This is a genomic window from Ureaplasma miroungigenitalium, assembly GCF_025780085.1.
In the GTDB taxonomy this organism is placed as follows: Bacteria; Bacillota_I; Bacilli_A; order Mycoplasmatales; family Mycoplasmoidaceae; genus Ureaplasma; species Ureaplasma miroungigenitalium.
Window position 1 is genome coordinate 186,139 of record NZ_JAOXHL010000001.1, and the last position, 23,569, is coordinate 209,707.

The window sequence follows — 23,569 nt, forward strand, 5'->3', positions numbered from 1 at the left end:
TATGGCATTTGTTGATAAATGTGACATTATTTTAAAAGCCGGAAATGGTGGTAATGGAAAACTAGCCTGACGTCGTGAAACCCATGTCCCTATGGGTGGACCAGCTGGTGGTAATGGTGGGCATGGTGGTTCTATTTATTTTTTAGGATCACATAACGAACTATCATTAGAAAAAATTAAATACAAAAAGAAGTTCAAAGCCGAAAACGGAGAAAACGGAGATATTAAAAATCAACACGGTGCCAATGCCGAAGATGTTTATATCAAAGTGCCATTAGGAACTATTGTTTATAATGAAGACAAAACCCAAGTTTTAGCTGAGGTTTTAATCGATCAACAAGCTTATTTAATCCAACCAGGTGGTTTAGGTGGGCATGGTAATACACACTTTAAAAACGCTTTTCATAAAGCTCCATCATTATATGAGTTTGGGGAAGTAGTTGAAGAATTACGTGTTCATCTAGAATTAAAATCCATTGCTGATATCGGAATTATTGGGTTACCAAATGCTGGTAAATCAACTTTAATTAGTTCGTTTACCAATGCTAAACCAAAAACAGCAGCTTACCAATTTACGACACTAAACCCTATTTTAGGAACAATTTATGATCGTTCAAACCGAATTGTTTTTGCTGATATCCCGGGGTTAATCGAAGGAGCTCATCAAGGGAGTGGTTTAGGGATTGATTTCCTAAAACATATTGAACGTTGTTTTTTATTATTACATTTAATCTCGTTAGATGAAAATGATCACGAAGATATCGTAGGTGCTTACGAAACAATTCGTTACGAATTACAAGCATACGATTCAGCTTTAGCTAATAAACCATTTGTAATTGTCGCTAATAAAATGGATACACCTAATGCTCAAGTGCAATTACAAAAATTACAAAACCACTTAAAAAATCAGACTATCATAACTGTTAGTGCGTTAGATAAAATTAATATCCAAGAAATGCTTGCCACTATCATTCGTATGTACTATGATGAAAAACAAGCCTTTGCTGAACAACAAATTCATGCCGAAGAAATTATGGTTTACCAAAAACCACAAAAAGAATTACAAAAGACTTTGGATGAAACAATTGTTATTGTTAAAGAAGAAGATCATGTCTTCAATGTTACAGGTGAATATTTAAAATTCTGAGTCAACCGTATCCCATTAGTTACTAACGATAATATTGTGCGTTTTAATAATAAATTAGACGCGGTTAAGTTTAAAGAGCAACTACGAGCATATGGTGTGGAAACCAATGATTTAATCAAGGTTTATCACTTAACATTGGAGATGGACTAAAATGTGTACGCGTTTAAAAAGTTATTTGCGAAAACTCTTATTACATTTAGAAAACTACTTAACAACTAATAATATTAAAACTGTTGTCCTTGGTGTTTCAGGTGGTATTGACAGTACTCTGGCTTTATATTTGTTAAAACAAATTAAAACCCCTTTAAAAATTATGCCCGTTTTTATTGATATTGATTCTAAACCCCAAGACAAGGCTGATGTGGTCTTCTTACAATCGATTTTCCCTGAAATTCAGCTGGTTAATTTAAAACCCATTTTGCAAGCTTACCAAGCACATTTAACGGATTTGAATAATCCTAAATTGGTTTATGACAATTTAAAAACACGGATTCGTGCAAATTACTTATATGCACTAGCCAATGAGCATGAGGGGATTGTGATTTCCACCTTAAATTTCAATGAATACCATTTAGGTTTTTTTACGAAATTTGGAGACAGCAATGCTGATTATCATTTACTAATAGGCTTATTAAAATCACAAATTTACAAGATCGCTGACTTTTTAAAAATTGATCAACGTTTTATTAACAAAAAACCATCACCTGGTTTTGATGAACAAACCGATGAAGATCTTCTCGGCTTCTCATATGAAGAATATGAGCAAGTTGTCTTGCAACATAAGCGAATGAAAGCCGATTGTTTAAAAAAGGTTAATCAATTAGTTAAGAAAAACCAACATAAACATTTCGCCATTGACGAATATCTATTAAATGAAAAGGTCCAATCAATTTATGAACAATGAAAATAATACCCCTGTACCTACAAAAACCAGCTTGATGCACAAACTAAAGGATTTTATTAAAACCTTTAAAGGTTTTGTGGTCATTACCTTTTTAGGTTATGTTTTAGTGGCTATTTGTCTTGGAGTTCTTATTTATGCTGTTTTAGAATTAGATACAGCCTTAAAAGATTATCGTGAATGAAATTATGACTATTTAATGAATACATCCGAAACAGAGCAACACGATTTATTAAATATCCAATCACTTTTATCTTTAGAAATTTTTAAATGAGGTTCGGTATTAGGGTGTATGTTGTTTATCATCATCATACTCAATATTAATATTTTTGCTTATTGATCATATTCAAATCACTACATTCCCGAACTAAAGGATAATAAGTTATTGAGTAATTGATTAAAAGCATTTATTAGTAAACAAAAAGCTAATAAAACAGAACCTAAAAAAGACAAAATGCGTAAAACAATTATCAAGAAGGACGGTGCCCAAGATGGTTCAACAAGAAAAACTACTGTTAGAATTAAAAACAAAACTAAGCCAAGCTCAAAATAAGCAACAATTAGTGGAAATCAAAAATATTTTTGTTAAACAAAATTTAACACCTTTATATGGTGAATTAAAGAATGCTACTGACAAAAAAAGCATGGGTTTGTTATTAAATGAATTAAAACTCTCAATTGAGCAAGCCTTTAATGATGCTTGTGTCATTTTTGATGAACAAGATGAACCAAAGGATTTTGGTCTTACAAATAATTTACATTTACCCGCTAATGATTTGAGTCACGGTCACTTACACTTATTTACCCAAACAATTAATGATGTCATTAGTTTTTTCAAACAATTAAACTTTGATATTATCACGGGTGATGAAGTTGTTTTGCAAACAAAAAATTTCGATGCTTTAAATATCAATGAAAATCACCCTGCACGAATGAACGCAGACTCTTTCTTCATTAATCATTCATACATGCTTCGAACACACTGTACAACTAATACAGCTTATTTACTAGAGAATAACCCTTCTCACGACATCAGAATTATGTCGTATGGTAATGTTTATCGGAAAGATGATGATGATGCTACTCATTCACACCAATTTATGCAAATCGATTTCGTGTGAGTTAAAGAAGAATTAAACATTGCTAATTTAAAATGATTAATTACTGAATTTTTAAGTTTCATTTTCCAAAAACAATTGAAAACGCGTTTCCGTTTAAGTTTCTTTCCTTTTACTGAACCAAGTTTTGAAGTTGATGTGGAATGTTTCAAATGTAATGGAGCAGGATGCCACGTTTGTAAACAATCAACATGAATCGAAATTATGGGTGCTGGGATGTTACATCAAAATGTCTTGCAAGCTGCTAATTTACCAACTCATTTATCTGGTTTAGCTTTTGGTATTGGAATTGATCGAATCATTATGTTAAAGCATAATATTGATGATATTCGACACCTATACGCAAACAACCTGAAGTTCAATAAACAATTTTAAAAGGAGTTATTTATGATTATTAGTTACAATTTTTTAAAAACTTTATGCTCCTCTTTAAAACGTGTTAAATTAGTAGATTTATGTCAGGACTTAATGAATTTAGGGTGCGAGGTTGAACAAATTATTCCATACCAACAAGATCCCTTCATCGCTGTGTTTCAAATTATGCAAATTACAGCACATCCAACGCACAAAAAATTAAAAGTTTTAAACCTAAAAAACCAAGATAAGCAAATTCAAATCATCACTAACCAAACATATTTACAAGCAAAAGACTACGTCCTTGTAGCACAGGTTGGTGCTCGTATTGGCGATATAACAATCACTGAGCGTGCTTTTGGCGAACTAGTTTCCCAAGGTATGTTATTAAGTGTTGCTGAACTTGATCCCACAGCAGCTGCTCATTACCATTGTGATGACTTAGCTCAAGTGATTACCGATACCAGTGCCGCTGGTGTTAAACAAAAACTCCAAGCTTTAGATTTAAGTGATTATCTTTTAGATTTGTCATTACCTTCTAACCGTAATGAATTAAATGGCTACCATTTCCTTTGCAAAGAATTAGCAGCACTACATCAAAAAACATTCCAATCGAATGAACGTACCATCATTAGACCATTAGCTAATGATTTTATAAACGGGTCAATGCCTAATCTGGTTAATAATTATTTCCTGGCTGAAATCAAGGATTTTCAAGAACCAATTAGCTTTGCACAGAAGGTTTTACTAGCGCGTCATAATATCACAGTCCACAATAATTTAAATGACCATTTAGATTACTTAACACTGATGACTGCTAATCCCATGCACGCTTTTGATGCTGATTTAATTACTAGTTCCTTAGAAGTTAAAACCCTTGACAAGCCCACAAGTATGCTAGGGATTGACCAAAAAACTTACCAATTAGAAGCGGGCGATTTAGTTCTGTGTGATGGTTCAAAAATCGTGGCACTGTGTGGTATTATGGGAGCTTATGAATACCGTTTAACACCCCAAACTAAACGAGTTTATATCGAATGTGCTAATTTCGATTTTGTATATATTAAAAAAACAGCTAGTCGTTTAAAAATTAATTCACTAGCTGCTAACTTGTTTGCCAAACCACTGAATGTGAACATTACTTATTTAACTGCTCAATACTTACAAACATATTTTCAAGACGCTCTAACTTGAAAACACATTGGAATTAAACAAAAAATGCCTGCGGTATCAGCGAGCATGATTAAGTTACAAAATGTGATTGGTACAACTAATTTAAAAATCAGTAGTATCATCAATTTCTTTGAACTTTTAGGTTATAAGATTAATCGTACACACAGTCAGTTCCATGCACCTTTTTATCGTTGTGATGTTTTAAATGCTTTTGACATTTATGAAGATGCCATGAAGTTATATGACATTAATAAAGTTGCAGCACAACCGGTTTTATATTACGGTCAAATTAGTCAGAAAAATACTATTTATGATTTAATTTACAGTCTTAAGACTAAATTGCAAGCGTACAATTTAATCGAAGCTAAAACCTATCAATTAAAAGCTAAAGACAATGCTTTAGCTTTTAATTGATATCACAAAGAACAAGATTTAATTGAAATCCAAAACCCTATATCAATGCATAAAGCATTTTTAAAACTGAACAATGTAGATAGTTTATTAGATGTTTTAATGTACAATATCCATTACAAAAACAACCTGTTCAATGTTTTCGAATGTGTTGATTTAAATGTCTTAAACAAACCAAAGGCATTGAATCTAACTTTAGTTTGTCCAATGCCTTTAATTCGTAATACTGTTAATAAAGATGCTGTAAACAACAATTTGTTAACTATGAAATCACTGGTTTCAATGGTGTGTAAACATTTTTGCTTAGATTTTAGTTATTTACCTAACACGCAAGCTTGTGAATTAAATCCACAACAATCATTGGCTTTAAGTTTGGATGATGTTAATGTTCATGGATACGTTGGTTTAATGACTCAAAAAAGTCTTAAACAATACGATTTAAACGAACCGGTTTATCTTTTAAACATGAATATTCCTTACAGTTTTATCAAACAAGCTAATCCAACCATTTATTGTCCAATTAGTACAACCCATGACGTCATCAAAGATGTTTCCATCGCTTATCACGATGATGTTGATTTAACGAAAGTCTTAGACGAATTGAATCAACAAGACTATATTGTGCAAACGCAAATCATTGATGCTTATCAAAAAGATCAAGCCACAATTTATACAATTCGTGTAAATATTAATTTAAGAGACCAAAATCTAGATAATAACCAAATTAAAAATTACTTAGAACAAATCGAAAATATCTTAAAGAGTTACTTGTAGTTAACTCGCGCTAAATATAAACCACATCCAGGGACAATCGCTTGAGCTTGACCCTTATGAGGTTTTTCTAAAAAGGTTTGTAAGGTCTTTAAATCAGTCTTGCCTTGCATTAGTTTAAGCAAACTACCTACAATCATGCGCACCATATTTTTTAAAAAACCATTCCCTGATACATAGATTTTTATCTTTTTTGTTGTTTCAGTAAATGAAATATCAGTAATCGTACGCACTGTTTGATCTAATTCACTTGTGCTGTATGACAAGAAATCATGCGTCCCCAAAAACAAATCTTTAAATTGTTCAAACTGCACTTGATCTCAGATTAATGCTTCATCATAATATGCATAATGGCGTTCGTAGATGTTATATGTTTTATTAATGACATAAACATATGTTTTATTCACAGCCATATATTGTGCATGAAAATCCTGATCAACAACTTGAACATCTAATATGCGAATATCCTCTGGCAAAAAAGCGTTCACAGCTTTTAAGATAACATGTGCTGGATATGTCAAGGCCTCATGTTGCACATTACATACTTGCTCTAAAGCGTGCACGTAACGATCAGTCCGCCCTGAACCAATAACTTTAATTTCGTCAGTAATTTTAAATGCTTTTTGAAAAGCCTGCGAAATACTTGCTTGGACACTTGGTTTATTTGGTTGAACAGCTCAACCATAGTAATTGTGTCCATCGTATGTTAGTGTAATTTTATAATTCATCTACTATCAACTTCTTTTAAAATATAATTATCATAACAAAAAAAGGATCCGCTTATGTACAATCATAATAAAATAGAAAAAAAATGACAAAAACATTGGTTAGAAAATAAAACCTTTCGTTTTGTTGACAATGCCCAAAATCCAAAATGCTACGTTTTAGATATGTTTCCCTACCCTAGTGGTAAGGGTTTACACGTTGGCCATCCCAAAGGTTATACGGCAACTGATGTCATCTCACGTTTTAAACGTTTAAACGGTTTTGATGTCCTTCACCCCATTGGTTGAGATGCTTTTGGTTTGCCAGCTGAACAATATGCTTTGGAAACTAATAATCACCCGCGTGACTTTACTAGCCATAACATCGAGGTTTTCCGTAAACAATTACAAATGTTAGGTTTTGATTATGATTATGATAAAGAAGTCAACACCACTGACCCTCAATTCTACATGTGAACTCAATGAATATTCATTCAATTATACAAACATGATTTAGCCGAAATCAAAGATATTGACGTTAATTGATGTCCTAAATTAGGAACTGTGTTGAGTAATGAAGAAATTGTTTATGATGATCAAAACCAACCGGTTAGTGAACGGGGCAAATACCCAGTTTTCAAGAAGCCTATGAAGCAATGAGTATTAAAAATTAGTGCTTATGCAGAACGTTTATTAGAAAACTTAAAAGACTTAGATTTTTCATCATCCCTAAAAGCTTTACAAACTAATTGAATCGGCCGTTCGGAAGGTTATAGTGTTGATTTTGTTTTGGAACAAACAAATACAACATTACCTGTTTTCACTACGCGTTTAGATACAATTTATGGCGTGAGTTTTGTGGGTATGGCTTATGATCATCTGCAAGTTAATGATTTATTAATCCCTCAATCACGCCAAAAAGCCGTTAAAGAATTTTTAGAACAAGTCAAGAACACTTCTGATCGTCAACGTTTAGCTAATCAAGAAAAAAATGGTGTTTTCACAGGGCTTTATGTCATTAACCCGATTAACAACGAAAAAGTGCCATTATTTTTAGTTGATTATGTTTTAAGTAGTTTTGCAACTGGGATTGTCATGGGGGTTCCTGCTCATGATGATCGTGATTTCTTATTTGCTCAAAAATATGATTTGCCAATCATTTCTGTCATCGAGACGACCCACGAATTACCCTATGTGTACGATGGGGCACACATTAACTCACCATTAATAAATGGTTTAAATAAAAACGAAGCTATAAATGTTTTAGGGGAATATTTACAAAGTCACAAACTAGGATTAAAACAAACCTTCTATAAACTTCGTGACTGAGTTTTTTCACGTCAACGTTATTGAGGTGAACCTTTCCCTGTTTTATTTGATCCACAAGGAAAAATTAAATTACTAGAAGATTTACCAGTCTTATTACCAGATCTAGATAACTTCCATCCAAGTGGTGATGGTCAAAGTCCATTAGCCAATAATCATGAATGATTATACGTTGAAATCGATGGTGTTAAGTATCGTCGTGAAACAAATACCATGCCACAATGAGCTGGTTCATCATGATATTATTTAGCTTATATTTTAAAAAACCCTGATGGAACTTATTTGCCATTAAATTCATCAGCAGCTTATGAACGTTTCCAAAAATGATTACCTGTTGACCTTTATATAGGTGGTCAAGAACATGCTGTTTTACATTTACTTTACGCTCGTTTCTGACACGCTTTTTTATATGACATTAAAGTAGTCCCAACTAAAGAACCTTTCCAAAAGGTCATTAATCAAGGAATGATTCTTGGCCCTAATGGTGAAAAAATGTCTAAATCAAAAGGCAATGTAATTAATCCCGATGAAATTATCGCTTCACATGGTGCTGATACCTTACGTTTATATGAGATGTTTATGGGTCCATTAACCGCATCTCTACCTTGAAGTGATGAAGGCTTAGATGGAATGCGTAAATGATTAGACCGTGTCTATCGTTTATACACAAACGCCAACGAACTGAGCGTTATTTCTAGTATTGATCAACTAGCTGAAGAAGTTGTTTATAGTTATCATAAAATGGTCAAGAATGTTACACAAGCACTAAACGAATACAGTTTTAACATTGCTATTAGTGAAATGATGGTTTTTGTTAATGTTCTTTATAAACATAAACAAATTAACTACGAACTATTAGATAATCTTTTAATTATGCTTTCTTGTTTTACACCCCACCTAACACAAGAGTTATATAGCTACAACCACCCAGATATGTCAGTTGCCCACCAAAAATGACCGACATATAACCCAGATAAATTAATTCAATCGCACATTAGCCTGCCTATTCAATTTAACGGGAAACTAAAACAAACACTTAAAGTCGCCAAAGATTTATCATTAGATGAATTGCAATCATTAATTCAAGCTGATCCAGTCATGCAAAATCATTTAGAACAAGTCGAAGTTCTTAAGGTCATCCATGTGCCCAATAAAATTATTAACTTCGTAGTTAAGCCGAAATAATATGAGTTATCAAAAATATTTATACCCCCAAACAAAACCGTTTTTTACAGGTTATTTAAACACACCGGATAATCATCAAATATACTATGAGTTATCAGGTAATCAACAGGGGATTCCTATTGTCTTTATTCATGGTGGACCAGGGGGTGGAACACCCAAAAATGCTCACCGTTTCTTTGATCCCACAAAATATTTTGTCATTACTTTTGATCAAAGAGGGTGTGGTCGTTCACGCCCACTACACGGTTTAAAAAATAATACAACAATGCATTTAGTCAATGACATGGTACTTTTGAAAAAAACTCTCAAAATCGATCAGTGAATATTATTTGGTGGTTCTTGAGGAACAACGCTGGCTTTAGTTTATGCTATCCATCATCCGCAAGATGTTATCAGTATTGTTTTACGTGGAGTTTTCTTAGCTCGCGCATCATCCGTTGAATGATTATACCAAGATGGAGCTAGTTTTATGCGGCCAACAGAATATGCGAATTTTGTGGCTAATTTCAGTGCGCATGAACGAGCTAATGTGATTCAAACATACTACAAATTGCTAAATCATCCAGATCAACAAATCGCACTCAAAGCAGCTTATCAATGAAATGATTGAGAAACATCATTAGTGACGGTGAACAAATTAAAGATTACTAACCGTAATGATGAACAAGAACTAGCAATCGCTAAATTAGAAAACTATTATTTCTATCACCAAAGTTTTTTAGAAGAAGATTTTATTTTAAAAAACTGTGAATCAATTAAGAATATTCCCACATACATCGTACACGGTTTATATGACTTAGATTGTCGACCAGTCGATGCTTATGATTTACACCAAAAACTAAATAATAGTCAATTATTTCTTGTGCCTAAGGCCGGTCATACAACACGTGATACCAATTTAATGAAAGCCGTCATGCACGTCTTAAATGATTTAATAAAATAATAAAAAACACCCTCATGTGGTGTTTTTTTGTTTGCTGATCTAAATAAAATCTATTCTTCTTCGTCTGCTGTTTCTTCTTCATCTGATTCATCAGTACTAGACAAGGTTGTATCCGCATTCGCTGGGTCATTCGTTTTGGAATTTTCTAAATCTACCATCAATAATTCATAACCAAGAATCATTTCCATTTGGTTTAATTGGTTTTCTTCTTTATCATTTAAAATCCTTAATAAATTAAGACTTGCTAAAATCGGGAAGAAGAACAATAAAACAGTGTATTGTCATGTAAATTCATGAAATATTTTTTTCGGTTGTTCGTGATTAAAGAAATTTTGTAAGGTATTTTGTAATTGAACAAAATTACGCAAAATAGCCACAATATTAAACAAATTGTAAACAAAAAATCCTACATAGACAAATAGTAAAGGAAAGGCAAACACCCCAAATCCAGCTAAGGCTTTATATGGTTCTGTTGGACAAATGCTATTACTATTTGCAAATAACGCAATAAAAATAACGAAAGCTGCGAATAAAGAAATTGTTATAATTGACGTTTTATAAATCAAGCGCAGTTGTTTTTTGGTGCGATTTAATAAATTAAGATATTTATCAGCGATCACTTCCTGATTTTTTGAACTACTTATTTGTAGTGATAATTGGTTTGTGTAATTCATTAATTACTCCTAACATTAAAAAATAAATATTTATTATATTATAAATAAAAAAAGCATTACGTTAAATAATGCTTTTTTTGTTTTAATTCAAATAATTAAAAGTCAGAAAGAGAACTCATGCTTACGTCTTGACGTTCTTTTTGTGCAGCAGCATAAACTGGCATTGATTTTAATTGCATCTTTTCAGCAATGATAACTGGCATGAAAGACATAATTTTTGCATTTCAGTTTGTAGCTAAAGCATTATACATGCGTCGAGCTGAAGAGATTTCATTTTCTAATCACGTTGAAGTTGACATTAATTCCATCACGATTGTTGATGATTTTAGGTCTGGATAACGTTCAAAGGCCACATTAACAACTTTTTGCACTTGTGAAATCACTTGTTCATCTTTTTCAATATCGTTTGTTAATTTTAAAGCTCGGTTTGATGTTACTTCATCTAAAACAGTTTTTTCAAATTTATAGTGTGAACGTACTTGTTCAACTAATTTGTTTAAAGTGTCAAATCGTTTAGCTTGATTCACTTGGATTTGTGAAGATGCTTCGTTGACATCATTTTGTTCCGCAATAAAACTATTCTTTGTACGAACCACTCAAATAATCATTGGTATGCACAATAAAACAAAAGATACAATTCAGCAAATAACATATAAAGCTCTTTGTCCCGTTGTTGTTTTAGCAGCAAAAGGTTTGTTAGAAACGTTTGGTTGTAGTCCATCCGGACTTTGTTCTTCTCATAAATTTAAGTTTGACATTTTTACCTCGTATATAATTGAATATATTAATATATTATAATATAATAGTAAAACAACAACATGTTAAATAGGAGGATTTATGAGTAAAAAAATCATTATTGAACTAACAGACGAAGAGTTTGACAAGTTACAAACATTTAAAAATAAAATCGATTCAGCTAATTTATTAGATGCATCAGGCTTTGCAAAGGAAATGTTATTAGATTTAGTGAAAAATTCTTATGATTTCTTAGAACCTGGTTCTAACGACTTTTTAGAACAATTCACAAAACAAATGAAAATGGCCTCAGAACAAATGAAAAATGCCAGCAACATGGACATTGCCAAATTCTTTACTGATATCATGCAAAACAGCAAAGATATGCCAGTAACACCAACAACTGATTCATCTGAAAAAGAAGAAAAAACAACTGAGCAAAAACCACCTCGTGTAAGAAAAGCATAATCCTATATGCAAATAATAACCTCAATTAAAAACCCTTTAGTTGTCCATACAATCAAATTAGTACAAGACAAAAAATATCGTGAGGAGCACCAAGCATTCGTCATTGAAAACACTAAATTATTAGATGAAGCAATCGCTAATCATGCACAAATTACTCACTTATTTGTTGACGATAATTATTATGAAAAAAACTATGAACAAGTTTTTCCCTATACCCTAATTCAAGGGATGGAGATTATTCGTGTCAGCTCATCGGTTTGTAAAAAAATGAGCAGTAATGTGCAAACAGGCATTTTATTTGCCATCATCAAAATATCAGACAAGGAATTTATAAGATCAAGCTCTTGCTTATTTTTAGATCATATTCAAGACCCTGGTAATTTAGGCACTATTTTACGATCAGCTGTGGCTTTTAATGTGCCCAATATTGTATTACACAATTGTGCTGATTTATATAATCCCAAAACCATTAAAGCTAGTATGGGAGCTATTTTTAAAATTAATCCGCTCGTTATGAATGAACAATCTGATGCTATTAATTTTTTAAAAAACACAAAATTAACCAAAATTGCTTCAGCTTTATTACCTAATGCCATCTCTTTAAAAGAAGTGTCCAAGCCAACTGCATATTGCTTATTGGTCGGTAATGAAGGACACGGATTAAACCCACTGTTTATTGATTGTGCTGATCTGATAGCCAAAATCAATCTACATAATACTGAATCATTGAACGTGACAACTGCCACAAGTATTTTTTTATACTCATTAGATAACAATGAACAATAAATTTTTTCTAATCACAGATACTCCCCTTTTTGTGCAAAAATGATTACAAGCAAAGAGTATATCGAATGTTCAACAGATCCTTCAAACTGAACTAATTGATACGTTAGATGCAGCTAGTCAAGAACTGCTTTTTGCAACTACACAAACTATTTTAGTTAAAGATACCATCTTTTTTAAAACGCTGGCTGATTTTAAAAATTTTCAAAAATTAGAACAGCATCCCCAATATGAACACACTACAATTATTTTTGTTATTGACTTTAAAAACCTGAGCCGTTCAGCTGAAATTAATAACTTTTTAAAAGATAACAATGGCTTTTTTGATGTTCAATGAAACGAAAAAGCTGCGCGCGAATACGTTATGCAAACTTGTCAAGAACATCAAATTTATATAGATCGTTCAGTGGTAAATGATCTAGTCAATAATACATTATGCAATCGTTTAATTCTTGAACAAGAAATGAATAAACTAATTTGTTCACAAGTTAAAAAGATTGATGCACAAACGCTACTAACCTACACTTCTGTTTATGAAGATAGTAATATTTTTCAATTAATCAACTTTTTGTTTGATCGAAATTATACCCAATGTTTTTCGTTGTTGCAAAAACTTAAATATAATAATTTTGATGAAAATATCATTATTACGACCATGATTAGCATCTTTGTTAATTATTTAGCTTTTAAGAAACTGATGTTACAAAAGAAGAATTTGTCTCAAGTTATGCAGATTCTAGAATTATCAGATTTCCAAGCTCGTAGATATCAACAATACACGCAAAAAATGAGTTACACACATCTTTATGAGCAAATAAAAAAACTAATTATTTTAGATAATGATATAAAATCAAGTAAAATTAATAAGATTCTAGGTTTCTATAATTGAATCTATAATTTTTGAAAGGAGTCTTAAATGATCGATAATCAACAAAGTATCGTGTCGCTGCGACATAAAACTAATACTTATTTGAATATTGTTTTTTTAAACCAAAAATTAAATCACGCTGTTGCCACAGATGATAATTTTGCTAATATTGTCCACAAAACAATTGGCTTATTAAAAAGTTTAGAAACACAATCGACAGATGAACAAATGCTGGCTCACAGCCCTGAATTTGCTAAAGCTTATCAAGCATATTATCCTCAAGCCCAAGCATTCACATACGAATTAACTGACGAGGATGATGTTGAAGATTTATTATCTTCCCTACAACACTATGTAAAAAATAGTTATGAATTAGATTTAAATACTTTTTATGATCAATTTTACAGCGTTAGTTTTGTCTATGATCAACAACAATCATACGGTTACGAAGCTAGTTCATCAAACACAGAAAACCAAACTGCACAACACATTAGTAGCGATCAAGTAATTGATTTGCCTGATGACGAAACAAAAGATGAGGCCGAAGATTTTTCAGAAGCAGCAGCATCACAAGACCAACCAAATAACAATGGCGAAAAATTCGAAGAAGAATTTAAACACCAATATTTAGAACAAGCGGCTTTAATGGTTTGAAACCAACAAGTTATTGATAATAAAATTTATATTTTCAAAACTAAACCAAAAATTATTCCTATTTTAAAATCATTAATTTTCGCCTTCTTAATTTTGTTATTTGTTGTTTCAATTGTCACATATGCTACTTATACCATTGTTACGCATAGTGATATTCTCTATGGACAACTTGTTTATACTGAAAAAGCCAACGGGCTTGAAGCAGTAACCACCACAAAAGCAGTACGTTTAAGTGATATGACTGCCAAGTCTATTCCCGTCCAATTAATTGCCTCGGGGTTGATTGCTATTTTTATGGGGATTTCGATTTTCAAGAAAAAAGTTAACGAAAATAACAAATATGCTTTCAAATTCGGATTCTTTGGTTTCTTTATTGTTGCCATTTTCATTATCGCTATCGTTGAAATGTTTAATAAGAGTGCTATTAATTTCCATAACGGTAACATCGTTACAGAATTTAACAAAGTTCTAAATTTCTCTTATGGTATTTATGATAAAACAACATTATATGTAGAGACTTTGCACAACATCCAATTAAGCTCTATCGACGCTTTCCAAGCTCCTTTCAATCAGTTAAAAGATATTTGAGTAGTTAGTTTCGTCTTCAAAATGATCGAATTCAGTTGCATCTTTGCTTTATTAGTAGTCATCATTATAGCCATGATTTTCCGTCCTAAATATGACCATGAACGAAATGCTTTAATCATTCAACAAATTCGTGAAGATATCTTAAATAATAAAATCAATCCTAACCAATACATGCGTCGATCACAATCAATGTTTTCTAGATTGTTTGATCTTTAGAAAGGATCTAATGTTTCGTTTTAATACATCACATTTAGCCAAAACCAAACATTTTACAAAACTAAAAAGTAAATTTTTAGTTTTTTTATTCCCCTTTTATCCCTTCAAATTATTTACCACAATTAATTTAATGACTTTTTATGCCCTCCTGTTTGGTTTACGTTTAGGTTTAAGTTTTTTAAATATTAAAATAACTGGTGTACATACAACTATTTCGTTTGCTTGATTACCATTGATGGTGATGGGTTGATATTTTGGTCCAGTAATTGGTTTCTTATCTGGTATTTTAACTGATACAGTTAGTTGGTTATTACATCCGGGTGTTTGGTTTTGATTATATGCTATTCAAGAACCAATCCTAGGGTTAATTGCTGGTTTATTAGGTAGCTTTGCTCAATTACGCAAGCACACCAACCGACCAATCATTGATTTAATTATTTCGCAATTTTTTTATTTCATTTTCATAGTCTTCACATTTTTCTTAGTTATTCAATTAGTTAATCTGGATACTCCTGTTTTCCGTTTACTAAACAAAAAGAAAAGTCAATTCAACATTGAAGACGAATTTATTAATACTTTCAAATATTTAGCTTTAGCTTTTTTATCCGCCTTCTTCATTTGCACTGAGACTTTTATTATTGTCTATTATTTTAAAAACCGTCAAAAGGATAAAAAACATTTAATCTACTTTTTGTATGCCAGCATGATCGCTTTAACATCAACGCTCTTATTTTCGTTTGCCTTAGGACCGATTAGTAGTGTGATGTATTTAGAGTATATTGGCAAAAAAGCTACCTTATATTTAAAATATGGTGCCAACTATTATCTATTGCCTCGCATAATTAAAGAGTCTATTAAGACACCTATTTACATTATTTTATTGTCAACGGTGATTCAAAGTTTTGATTTTGTGGTAACAAACCTCAAAAATATTGCTCGCAACAAGTGACATAAGACACCCTTTTGGCTGCCTAAAAAACTCATTAAACCACGTTAAATTTGCTTTCATTACCTAATTATGTTAAAATAATATAGTAAGATTTGTATTTTAGAAAAACAACGACGACCCCTAAGGTTGTCGTTTCTTTATTCTTATTACGAAAGGAAATGAAAAATGAGTAAACAAGAATCTGGTCTATTAAAAATAATGAAAGAGATCGCTATTGAAAAAGATATTTCAATTACAGATATTCATAATATTTTATTAGACGCTTTTTTAAAAACATATAAACGTTCTCGCCCTGATGAAGATGTTGCTTTTCAAATTGACTTAGAAAACGGTAACATTGTGGTTTCAGAAAAATATAAAGTGGTGAGTGACGATTTACACGATAGTGATGATTTTGACGATACGATTCAAATGTTGCACAAAGATGCTTTAGTATTTGACCCTAAAATCAAAGTGAATGATACGTTAACAATTCATCCATCTGTACAAGATGTTTTTACCCCCTATGAAGTAGCTCAAATTCTGCAATTATTAAAACAAAGAACAACGGAATTACACAATAAAAAAGTTTCACAATACTGAGAGCCAATGATCAATACTGTTGTTTATGCTAAAGTTGTTGAAGTTAGTCAACACAACGAGCATATTAATGGTTATCACGTTCAATTAGAAGATAAATGAAACACTAAGGGTTATTTATCTAGTCGTGAAATTGTTCGTGGTGAAACTTTTACAGTCGGCAACTCATATTACTTTGCGATTAAAGAAGTTAAAGAACAAAGTAAATTATGACCGGTATTATTATCACGTAAAGAACCTGCATTAATTAAAGCGATTATCACTAACGAAGCTGTTGATGTTGCAAATGGAACAATTGAAATTAATGCTATTGCTCGTGATGCAGGCTTTAAAACAAAAGTGGCTGTTTCTTCAAACAACCCGCACGTTGACCCAGTGGGTTCAATTATCGGACAAGATGCTAACATTTTAAAAACTATTCAACAACAAATTGGTGAAGAACGATTAGACGTTGTTAAATATTCAAACGACAAGGAAACATTTATTGCGAATGCTATTGGTATTAACAACATTTTAGGAATGATTGTTAAAAATGAGCCAAACGAAGATCCTAATGCACCTTATAAGATTAAACAACTAGTCACAGTTATTGTAACTAACGAATCATTCCCTAAAATTATTGGTCGACAAGGGAAAAATATTCGTTTAATTTCTAAACTAGTACAAGCTAATATCGATGTTAAATCAATTAAGGATGCACAAGAGCAAAACCTTGTATATGAATCATTTAACAAAGATGTTTTACACCAAAAACAAATGCATTTGATTAACCAAAAAAATCAATCAAATGACGAAGTTTTAGCGATGTTACATGCTGAGGATAATGACGCAGAACTTGATGCTCATCAATCAGTGGTTGATCACAAGCCAATAAGTCAACCCATCGAGACGAATGATCATCTAGAAGAACCAGTTGATCAAAACGATGAAAATGATGAAAACTGAGTAGCAGAAGGTTTTGAAGATTTAATTAATAACTAATGGCTAAATTTTTAAATACAAGCTTACGGACTTGCATTATCTCACGCCAAAAACACCATCCATCTAAAATGTTACGTTTTAGCATTGACCAACAAAAAAATCTGTGTTTTCATGATTCACTACATCGTGGTTATTATATATACATCACGCCTGATTCAAATCTAGAAAAAATTATGCGGATTTTAATTCAGCGTTATAATTGTAATAATATGGATGAGGTGCTGAGTTTTTTAACAAGTTATCAGAAAAACTTGCAATCAAAATAATTTTTACATATAAAGGAGCGAACATATGGCAAAGAAAAATAACAAACAAACGAAAGATAAACGTCAAAGTATTGATATCAAAAAACAAATCAAACACGTTGATGTCGGAGTATTTAATGGGACATTTGTCTTTACATCACCATTAACAATTCAGGAATTAGCTCCCAAAATAAATATTCCTACCAATGATATAATTTTGCATTACTTCAAAAAAGGTGTAGTTTATAATTTAAACTCACTTTTAGATGAAACAGCAATTGGTGAATTATGTCTTGAATATGGTCTTGATTTCAAAATCGAAAAAAATGTTTCAGTTGAAAATGTACTAGACAACATTAATTTTGATGATGATGAAAAAGATTTAAAAAAACGACCACCAATCGTAACGATTATGGGCCACGTTGACCACGGTAAAACAACGTTACTAGATACGATTCGTAAAACAGCTGTCGTAAATGATGAAGCTGGTGGGATTACCCAACATATTGGTGCTTACCAAGTTAAAAAGAATGATCACCTAATTACATTCATTGATACTCCTGGACACGAGGCCTTTACAGAAATGCGTGCTCGTGGTGCCAATTTAACTGATATCGTAGTTCTTGTTGTAGCAGCAGATGATGGTATCAAAATGCAAACCGAAGAAGCTATTGACCACGCCAAAGCAGCTGGAGTACCAATTATTGTTTTCGTTAACAAAATGGACAAATATACAGCAGATCCCGAAAAAGTTATTAGCCAATTATCAAGTAAAGATATTGTTGTTGAAGACTTTGGTGGTGATGTCGTTTGCATCAAAGGATCAGCTTTAAAAAATGAAGGGATCAACGAATTATTAGATGCCATCAATGTTTTAGCAGAAATTAATGAATACAAGGCCAATCCTAACCGTTTAGCCTACGGAACAGTCTTGGAAGCTAATTTAGATAAAGGTTTTGGACCAGTAGCCACATTATTAATTCAAAATGGGACTCTAACAAAGGGTGACTATTTAGTAGTAGGTGGAACATATGGGAAGATTCGAAACATGTTTGATGAACACAATCAAGAAGTCGAACAAGCTCTACCATCAAAACCAATTAAGATTTCTGGATTAGACGAAGTTCCTACTGCTGGGGATAAATTCTTAGCTCTAAAAGATGAAAAACAAGCACGTGAAGTGGCTTCATCAATTAAACAAAAAAGAATTCGTTTAGAACGTGCTGAAATGAATCAAGCAGCAAGTATTCGTGAAAAAATTCTTTCAGGAGAATTAAAAAACATTAACTTAATCGTTAAAGCTGACGTACAAGGTTCACTAGAGGCAATTAAGGGTGTTTTAGAAAAAATCGAAATGGAAGGGGTTACAACCACTTTAATTCGCGCTGCTATTGGTGGGGTTACAGAATCTGATATTCGTTTAGCCCAAACATCTCAAGCTCTAATCATCGGTTTTAACGTACGACCTAACCGTGTCATTAAAGAGATTGCTGATGATGCTCGTGTCGATATCTATAGTTATGAAATCATCTATAAATTTAAAGAAGACTTACTAAAATGAATGAAGGGTGAATTAGATCCAATCAAGGTGGAAGAAGTCTTAGGTGAAGCTAAGGTACAACAAACATGAAAACACTCCCAAATTGGAACTATTTGTGGGGTCATTGTTTTAAGTGGAAAAATTAAACGAAATGCTTTGGTCCGAGTTATTCGTGACGATATTGTTATTTATACAAGTAAAATTAATACAATGCAACACAAAAAAGACCAAGTTTCAGAAATGGGCGCTGGTAAAGAATGTGGTTTAACTATCCTAAATTTCAATGATGTCAAAGAAAATGATATTATTGAAGCATATGTTATTAATGAAAAAAGTGTCGATGAGGTTTAATTATGTCAACTAAAATTTTAAAACAAGAAGCTTTCTTAAAAGATATGATCAATGATATTTTAGCTACGAAAGTAACTAATGAACTAGCTAATAAAGCACGAGTAACTTATGTTAAGTTATCTTCTGATTTATCTGTTGCTAAAATCTATGTTGATGCACTAAGTCGTGAACATATTCAAAATGTCCTTGAAGAACTAAACCGTGTGAAAGGTTTTGTTCGTGCGTCGCTAGCAACTGATTGAAAGCATTTCAAACTACCTGAATTAGTCTTTCTAAAAGATGAAACAATCGATTATGCTCAACATATCGAAGATCTTTTAAAACAAATTAATAAATAATTAATACTAGCCAATAAAACATACCTGCTTTTGTGATCAAACAACAGGTATGTTTTTTTATTACTCAAAATGGTTTCTAAAAAAGAGTGGGCAAATAAGCTCATTTAATAGCGTTTAAATTATTAAAAAACTGTTTTTAAATAATTACTTGTTTGTTAAAAAAATATAACTTCTTGTTATGTTAAAATAATTCTGATAAAAGAAAAAAGGTAGTAATATGGCGCAAAAAATTTTTGACACTGAAAAAGCATTTCAAGATGAAATCGTTACACAACTAACACAATTTGGTAATTGAAAGGTTTTAGGATCGAATACCTACGACAATATTCCTTCTAAAATGAATAACGTTAATGAACAACAAATCTATAATAATTGACGTAATATTCTAAATCAAATGAATAAGGATAAATTAGGCGAATACCCCATTACTAATGAGGAATTTTCTCAATTAAAAAATAAAGTTGATCAATATACAAAAACAATCTCAAAGGCCAATGAATCATTACGTGAAGGTTTAATTGTTATCAATCGAACAGAAGAACGCAGTCCGGATTACCAAAAAGACATTTATTTACGTTTCTTTCCCCAAGGAAAGGTTAATCCTGCAGATAATATTTATCAAGTTGCTACCGAAGTTAACATTGAACGAAAAAACAAAAAAAGGCTAGATATTGTTTTATTAATTAACGGTATCCCTTTATTTCACATAGAACTAAAAAAATCAGAAAGTTTATTTAATAAGGCTGCCGAACAAATTCGAACATATTTTAGCAACGGGATATACGAAGGGCTTTTTGGTTTTGTGCAAGTGCTTATAGCTATGACTCCTAGCAGAATGGCGTACTGACCCAACGCTTCAAAATTGAGCAAGTTAGAAAAAAATATTCAAAACCGCATGGTTTGAACAGATTTTAATAATCTAGTCATCAATGATTGAATTACAATTTGCAACCAGTTTTTAAGTATACCTGCAGCTCATAAACTAGTGCAGGATTACAGTATTGCCAATAACGAAGACGATGAATTACTTTTATTAAGAAGTTATCAATTCCATGGAGTTGAAGCTATTATGCAAAAATTCGATAAATCGTCACCAGACGATATTTGGTTAAATGGTGATGGGACTCAAGCTATTAAGGGTGGATATATTTGACATACGACCGGTTCTGGAAAAACACTAACTAGTTTCAAGGTAGCACGTTTATTGTTAGATTATAACTATGCTACAAAGGTTATTTTCGTTGTTGATCGAATTACCTTAAACAACCAAACAGAAGCTGAATTTAATCGTTTTGAAAATCGCAGTAGCGAGGGTGATAGTTGTGTGAGCGTTCCTAACAACTATAACCAATTAGCTAGTAAATTAATCAAACCTGACGTTAATAAACAAATTATTGTTACGACAATTAATAAACTTGGTGACGTGGTAAGAAGTAAGGAAGGTAACGCTCGTTTTGTCAAATTAGCTAACGAGAAATTTGTCTTTATATTCGACGAAGCGCATCGTTCGGTTGCAGGTGACCGTTATGCCTCAATTATTAATTTCTTTAAAAATTCAGTTGTTATCGGTTTCACAGGGACACCTATTTTTGAAAAAGATAATTCTAATTCATTAACAACTAAGGATATTTTCGGTGGCGATAAACCTATCCATACATACACAATCGCTAATGGTATTACTGACAAAAAAGTTTTAAAATTCTCCATCGATTATATTTATTTGGACGAATGCCTAACATACTGAATTTGATGCAAAGCTCATAAAAAAGATATCAATGATTTAGATTCAATTGACGAATTTAAAGCTGATAAGTGAGAAATTTACCAAGAATTAAACACTATGAAGGATTACAAACTTCTAGAACAATGGCAAACCATTAAGAATATGGTCAATGATAAGCAATTAGATAAATCTGAATACAAATCTTTAGAAAAGGTTATTAAAGATGAAGGTGGTTTTGATAATACTTTCTATAAAAATTGTGTGGCGCAATTCATTATGGACGATTGGTACTCACGTAGCTCTAAACGTAATTTTAGTGGTCTTTTTGCTACTTCAAATATTCGCGATGCCATTGATTATTTTTATATTTTCCAAAAAATTATTCAAAATGATCGTACCGGTAAATTTAAAGGTTATAAAATTACAGCCATCTTTGATGATAACATTCCTTCAGATTGGTATTATTTAGATGAAACAATGAAGTATCGGGCAATTCACGATATCATAAGAACCTACAATCATGATTTTAAAACGAATTGAAGAATGGAACAATATAAAAAAGAATTTAAGTATGATGTAACTAACCGATTAGGCCACAAAGCCCAATATAATAAATTAAACGACATTCGTGGTCGATTCCCTGAACATGATGAAGAGCGTATTGATTTAGTAATTGTTGTTTCCCAATTATTAACTGGTTATGATTCAAAATATATCAATACCGTTTATTATGATAAAGAACAAGAAATGGAAAATTTAATCCAGTCTATTTCGCGTACTAATCGGATTCTGAATGATCCTAATTACGAAAGTAAATTATTTGGTAACGCAATCTTTTTCAAGTCCCCATCGACAATGTATATGAACATCCGAACAGCTTTCCAAATGTATGCGCATGCTGATAAATTTGAAATCGTGGAGGTTGAATCATCAGAACAATTAGTGAACGACCAACTAGTTACTTTTGAAGGTTTGAAAGTGCTTTTACAAGAAATCTCTACAATTGATCAAGATGGTTATATTGAATTCCAGATACCAAAAGAACTAACTGAACCGATGCTCTTTCGAATTAAATTTGAAAAGAGTAAAAAGCTTTTTAAAAGAATTTTAGATAACGACAATGCAATCAAAATCAAAAACATCATTGTTAAATTACAAAAAGAATTCCCTGAAAAAGCTGAAAAAATCAAAAACATTTCTCAGGCGATCCCTCAAATCTGAAACGCTTATGAGGATTTTAATATCGATAAAGCCGCTAGTGTATTGCAGCAAAAATTCATTCAACCTCAAGTTTATGTTGAACTAGAGGACGTTAGTTTTGTTGGTAAAAATGATTTTATTACTCCAGAATGAATTTCTCAATTCAACTCGTTAGTAAAAAAAGGATCAGGTGATTTACATCACCCAGTTTGGAATGAAATTAATACTATGGTGCGCAACGATTTTTCACGCCAGGATTTACCAATTATTAAAGAAGTTTTAGATGAATTTAAAAATAAAACTGTCGATGTTAGCAATGAATTACCTTACGACCGAATTCTTATTAAAAAACGTCAACAAGAAGAAAACCAAGTTGTTCAATTAGCCCAAAATTACAACCTCGATGTTGAAGCGGTTAAAAAATTATATTTACGTAAAGAAGACCCTTCGGCTTTATTAGGAATCGAAATCCTTTTTGATACTTATCATATTCAAGATTCAACCATAGCTTATTTAGAAAAATGTAATAGTCATAAAAAACATAAAGGTCAATGATTACGCCGCGAAATTATGAACTCATTTGTCAAAGAACTAAATTATTTACGTGAAAACAAAAAAAACAGCAACTAAAAGTCGCTGTTTGT

Annotated in this window: 20 protein-coding genes; 17 read left to right on the forward strand and 3 right to left on the reverse strand. The window is 31.8% G+C overall.

Annotated features, from left to right (window positions below):
• The first annotated feature begins 1 nt into the window (after position 1).
• Genes obgE through pheT form a run of 5 tightly spaced genes read left to right on the forward strand, consistent with a single transcriptional unit; the run spans position 2 to position 5,878 of the window.
• Complete coding sequence (gene obgE / locus OF376_RS00630; RefSeq protein WP_263821621.1) at positions 2 to 1,297, forward strand: GTPase ObgE; 1,296 nt, start codon at positions 2 to 4, stop codon at positions 1,295 to 1,297.
• Position 1,298: 1 nt separating this feature from the next.
• A complete protein-coding gene (gene nadE, locus OF376_RS00635) occupies positions 1,299 to 2,057 on the forward strand; it encodes an NAD(+) synthase (protein ID WP_263821622.1) in 759 nt (252 codons plus the stop codon).
• Positions 2,041 to 2,601 (forward strand): hypothetical protein, encoded by a 561-nt coding sequence (locus tag OF376_RS00640; protein WP_263821623.1) that lies wholly within the window; start codon positions 2,041 to 2,043, stop codon positions 2,599 to 2,601. Before nadE ends, OF376_RS00640 begins: the two co-directional genes overlap by 17 nt.
• Positions 2,540 to 3,541, forward strand: coding sequence for a phenylalanine--tRNA ligase subunit alpha (gene pheS / locus OF376_RS00645; RefSeq protein WP_263821624.1), 1,002 nt, complete (start codon positions 2,540 to 2,542; stop codon positions 3,539 to 3,541). The genes OF376_RS00640 and pheS overlap by 62 nt, the downstream gene beginning before the upstream one ends.
• 12 nt (positions 3,542 to 3,553) lie before the next feature.
• The gene (gene pheT, locus OF376_RS00650) at positions 3,554 to 5,878 is read left to right on the forward strand and encodes a phenylalanine--tRNA ligase subunit beta (RefSeq protein ID WP_263821625.1); all 2,325 of its coding nucleotides are present in this window, start codon (positions 3,554 to 3,556) and stop codon (positions 5,876 to 5,878) included.
• On the opposite strand, the gene truA is transcribed toward pheT, so the two are convergent.
• Complete coding sequence (gene truA, locus OF376_RS00655; protein WP_263821626.1) at positions 5,869 to 6,603, reverse strand: tRNA pseudouridine(38-40) synthase TruA; 735 nt, start codon at positions 6,601 to 6,603, stop codon at positions 5,869 to 5,871. The genes pheT and truA overlap by 10 nt on opposite strands.
• A gap of 54 nt (positions 6,604 to 6,657) precedes the next feature.
• Here truA and leuS point away from each other — a divergent pair, with 54 nt between their 5' ends.
• Both leuS and pip read left to right on the forward strand, forming a co-directional pair.
• The gene (gene leuS / locus OF376_RS00660; protein ID WP_263821627.1) at positions 6,658 to 9,090 is read left to right on the forward strand and encodes a leucine--tRNA ligase; all 2,433 of its coding nucleotides are present in this window, start codon (positions 6,658 to 6,660) and stop codon (positions 9,088 to 9,090) included.
• 1 nt (position 9,091) lies between these two features.
• Entirely contained in the window at positions 9,092 to 10,033 is a 942-nt protein-coding gene (pip, locus tag OF376_RS00665) for a prolyl aminopeptidase (RefSeq protein WP_263821628.1), read from the forward strand.
• A 50-nt stretch (positions 10,034 to 10,083) separates the two neighbouring features.
• On the opposite strand, the gene OF376_RS00670 is transcribed toward pip, so the two are convergent.
• On the reverse strand, positions 10,084 to 10,707 hold the full coding sequence (locus OF376_RS00670; RefSeq protein WP_263821629.1) for a hypothetical protein: 624 nt from the start codon (positions 10,705 to 10,707) through the stop codon (positions 10,084 to 10,086).
• 95 nt (positions 10,708 to 10,802) lie between these two features.
• Positions 10,803 to 11,465, reverse strand: a complete 663-nt coding sequence (locus OF376_RS00675; protein ID WP_263821630.1) for a LemA family protein — start codon at positions 11,463 to 11,465, stop codon at positions 10,803 to 10,805.
• A gap of 79 nt (positions 11,466 to 11,544) precedes the next feature.
• On the opposite strand from OF376_RS00675, the gene OF376_RS00680 reads away from it, so the two are divergent.
• The 10 genes from OF376_RS00680 to OF376_RS00725 all read left to right on the forward strand — a co-directional run bounded on the left by OF376_RS00680 (position 11,545) and on the right by OF376_RS00725 (position 23,555).
• Positions 11,545 to 11,910, forward strand: a complete 366-nt coding sequence (locus OF376_RS00680) for a hypothetical protein (protein ID WP_263821631.1) — start codon at positions 11,545 to 11,547, stop codon at positions 11,908 to 11,910.
• A gap of 6 nt (positions 11,911 to 11,916) precedes the next feature.
• Positions 11,917 to 12,696: a TrmH family RNA methyltransferase gene (locus OF376_RS00685; RefSeq protein ID WP_263821632.1), complete on the forward strand. Its 780-nt coding sequence runs from the start codon at positions 11,917 to 11,919 to the stop codon at positions 12,694 to 12,696.
• Positions 12,686 to 13,609 carry a DNA polymerase III subunit delta gene (gene holA / locus OF376_RS00690; protein WP_263821633.1) on the forward strand — a complete coding sequence of 308 codons (924 nt, stop codon included), beginning with the start codon at positions 12,686 to 12,688 and terminating at the stop codon, positions 13,607 to 13,609. The genes OF376_RS00685 and holA overlap by 11 nt, the downstream gene beginning before the upstream one ends.
• The gene (locus OF376_RS00695) at positions 13,610 to 15,019 is read left to right on the forward strand and encodes a hypothetical protein (RefSeq protein WP_263821634.1); all 1,410 of its coding nucleotides are present in this window, start codon (positions 13,610 to 13,612) and stop codon (positions 15,017 to 15,019) included.
• Positions 15,020 to 15,029: 10 nt separating this feature from the next.
• Entirely contained in the window at positions 15,030 to 16,016 is a 987-nt protein-coding gene (locus OF376_RS00700) for an ECF transporter S component (protein WP_263821635.1), read from the forward strand.
• A 117-nt stretch (positions 16,017 to 16,133) separates the two neighbouring features.
• Positions 16,134 to 17,528, forward strand: a complete 1,395-nt coding sequence (gene nusA / locus OF376_RS00705; protein WP_263821636.1) for a transcription termination factor NusA — start codon at positions 16,134 to 16,136, stop codon at positions 17,526 to 17,528.
• Entirely contained in the window at positions 17,528 to 17,794 is a 267-nt protein-coding gene (locus OF376_RS00710; RefSeq protein ID WP_263821637.1) for a YlxR family protein, read from the forward strand. The genes nusA and OF376_RS00710 overlap by 1 nt, the downstream gene beginning before the upstream one ends.
• A gap of 25 nt (positions 17,795 to 17,819) precedes the next feature.
• A complete protein-coding gene (gene infB, locus OF376_RS00715) occupies positions 17,820 to 19,664 on the forward strand; it encodes a translation initiation factor IF-2 (RefSeq protein WP_263821638.1) in 1,845 nt (614 codons plus the stop codon).
• A gap of 2 nt (positions 19,665 to 19,666) precedes the next feature.
• A complete protein-coding gene (rbfA, locus tag OF376_RS00720; protein ID WP_263821639.1) occupies positions 19,667 to 20,002 on the forward strand; it encodes a 30S ribosome-binding factor RbfA in 336 nt (111 codons plus the stop codon).
• A 217-nt stretch (positions 20,003 to 20,219) separates the two neighbouring features.
• The gene (locus tag OF376_RS00725; protein ID WP_263821640.1) at positions 20,220 to 23,555 is read left to right on the forward strand and encodes a DEAD/DEAH box helicase family protein; all 3,336 of its coding nucleotides are present in this window, start codon (positions 20,220 to 20,222) and stop codon (positions 23,553 to 23,555) included.
• The last annotated feature ends 14 nt before the right edge of the window (positions 23,556 to 23,569 follow it).